The 2,697-nt window shown below is 65.9% G+C and carries 2 protein-coding genes; one reads left to right on the top strand and one right to left on the bottom strand.

Annotation, left to right across the window (positions count from 1 at the left end; all coding sequences use genetic code 11):
• Positions 1–1,197 (bottom strand): helix-turn-helix domain-containing protein (locus ACFWY6_RS44995; protein WP_384703600.1); only part of this gene is annotated, 1,197 nt, incomplete at its 3' end.
• A gap of 350 nt (positions 1,198–1,547) precedes the next feature.
• Between ACFWY6_RS44995 and ACFWY6_RS45000 the strand changes: the two genes are divergently transcribed.
• A complete protein-coding gene (locus ACFWY6_RS45000) occupies positions 1,548–1,985 on the top strand; it encodes an ATP-binding protein (RefSeq protein WP_384703603.1) in 438 nt (145 codons plus the stop codon).
• Positions 1,986–2,697: the final 712 nt, after the last annotated feature.

The following is a 2,697-nucleotide window of genomic DNA, read 5'->3' on the forward strand; positions in this document are numbered from 1 at the left end:
GACCTGGCGTGCGCGTTCTTCCAGAATGTTAGTGCGCATGGCGGGGTGCACCCTTAAGTAGGTGGTGGAGGCGAGTTGGCAGGCCTCCGTCGAGCTTCGCTCGCGTGCGAGGCAGATCGCTGCCTCCAGGTGGAGAAGTGCTGGGTCGATGCCTGTGCGCGAGGGGTACAGCGCCAGTGCCTCCGCCTGCACCTTCCGTGCTTGGCTCGCGTGTCCCATTGCTGTGTAGGCGCCGCTCAGGTAAAGGAGGAGGCGCCGCAGAGGAAAGGCGAAGGCGTCGTTCTCGGGTCCCGTTTCGCAACGTTCAAAGGTCGTCAGTGCGAGTCGGATCGCTGCTTCGGCGCCTTGCGTATCGCCTTGCTGCGCGAGAGCGCGCGCTTCAGCAGCGGAAGCGAAGGCGCTGGTTGCGGTGGGGCGGCCCCGGCACAGCATGCGGGCTGAGGCGGCAAGCCGGACAGCAGTATCGATCGGACCGTAGTAGTACGGCAGCATGGCGGCTTGAGCCCTAACGCGTGCCCTCAGCTCGGAGTTGCCGCTGTCGTCGGCCGCAGTGCGTGCGGTGGCATACCAAGCGCGCGAGCTGGAGAGCCGCCCCAGTTTCATCAGCGAGTCGGCTGAGAGTGTGGCCAGCATCGCGATTTGTTCGGAGATGCGCACCTGCACGCTGGCTGGTTGCCGTTCGTCAGCGAGTGCTCTCACCTCGTCCAGTTGATCGAGCAGGTCGACCAGCATCGTCTCGGGAGGCGTGTAGACGTATTGCTGGCGGAGCAACAGCAGGTATTCGTCGAGCTCGTCCAGTTGTTGAGGACTTACTGTGGTTGCGGCCAGAGTTCGGTTCACAGTCCGCCGCACGTCGGCCTCACGATTCGCCAAGGAGTCGGTTGCCGGTAATTCTGTGCGCTCCGGCTCCAACCCCTGCGTTTCCCGGCCTGCCCCAGTGAGCGCTCCTTGAGGAAGAGCCGGGGATCCCTGCCCATCTGGCGCAAATCCAAGACCTGCCAGGTCACATTCGTACAGCCGAGCCAGCAACTGCAGGGCGGCAATGCGTGGTTCGCGGCCCTTCTCCCAGTGGCTCAGCTGCACCACGTCCGGACTCGGGGCGTTCGGGTTGAGACTCCGACCGAGCTCCTGCAACCGATCGACCGCTTCACGAAGTGTCCAGCCGCGCGCCAGCCGGTGGGCCCTCAGCTTGCTCACTGAACAGCACTGGCTGATCCCGATGACGAGTTGCTCAAGCGGCAGCCCTCGCTGCGCAGCAGCCGTGCGCTGACGCCCCGCGCACGAGGGACCGTGCTTAACCCCTTGTTCCTCCACCGCATCTCCCCTCTGCCGCTCTTGTAGCCCAGCGTAGTGACTGAGGTGTGACCGAGGGTAAGAATTTGCAACTTGCTCGGACTGAAGTCACAAATTTGCGACTCAGGTGAGGCTGTGGTCGCGGTTTTGCGACAAGCGACAGTTGCACGTGGCTAGTACGCCGAGGACTCTTTCGACTCCCGGTCAGGCCTCTGGTCTCCCGGTCCCCACACCGCCCACCCGGGAGGTACCCGATGAGCTCCGTCGCAGCCGTTGCTGCTGAAGGTACGAAGCCGATGCCGCAACCGTCGGACAGCTTTGATCGCACCATCGCTCCGGAACCCGCTCGCGTCGCTGAGATACGGCACGCCGTCGCTGATCAGATGCAGGAGTGGGATCTGGCTCCCCGGCTGGTGGAGAACGTGCTGCTCGTTCTTTCCGAGCTGGTGACGAACGCCGTCGTGCACGGCGAAGGGTCCGTCCACGTGACGATGCGGCGGGTATACCCGGGTCTGCACATCGAGGTCACCGACGAGAGCACAACTGCCCCACTGCTGGCCCCGGTTCCCCTGGACGTCGATGACGTGCACGGCCGAGGTCTGCACCTTGTCGATGCCTTCTGCGACCTTTGGGGCATCAAGGATGACGGCAAGACCACGTGGGCCCGGTTCTACGCAGCCGGGAGGTCCTGACGTGGTACGACCCTCCGTGGCGATGACGACAGCCGGGCAGCTGGCCCGGATGGCTAAGACGTCAGTGGCAGTCCTTCTCCGGCGGATCAGGCTCCTGAGGCCGCTGCTCCCACAGCCGATGCAGCGGTTGGTTGCCTGCGACGAGGGCCGGTTCCTCCAGGTGTGCTTCCAGCTCTCCGTCACGCGCGGAGGTGTGCCGCGATGACCGCTGCTGCCTCGGCCCTCACCCAAGTACCGCTCGTCACGGCCCCCTTGGCGGGGAGGCCGCGAGCCTACGCCAACGTCATCGCTGCCGGGCACAGCCCGCCGCCACACAGTAGGTGAACCCCTACTTGGGGCCTCCCTTTGGGGTCCTCGAACCGTCCACGCGCGGGCGGATACCGAGACCTGCTGGACTGAGGGAGGTGACGCCTACTGGCGTCCCGGCCGTGCTCTGTGGGGGAGCAGACGGCCGGCCCAAATCCCCCTTCGAGTCCGCCGACAACGCGCCCGGCGGCGCGCCGTCCAGGCGGTGACCGATCGAAGGGGACCATCGCCGCCGCACCCCTTGTATGTCGGGCGAGGTGTGCAGCGGCCGACGGGCCGCCGCCCAGTCAGGGATGGGCGGCGGCCGCCCCCCCCCCCCCCAAGAAACCCACCCCCCCCCCCCGGGCAAAACCAACCGCCGCGCCCGCCCGGCCTCAGAAAACACAGTGCCAGTCTCGTTTAAAAA

Origin of the sequence: Streptomyces sp. NPDC059037, from assembly GCF_042740015.1 — a bacterium.
Lineage (GTDB): Bacteria > Actinomycetota > Actinomycetes > Streptomycetales > Streptomycetaceae > Streptomyces.

Bases quoted from the DNA above. Each gene is read 5' to 3' on its own strand.
- ACFWY6_RS45000 (WP_384703603.1), top strand. From the start codon at position 1,548: ATGAGCTCCGTCGCAGCCGTTGCTGCTGAAGGTACGAAGCCGATGCCG.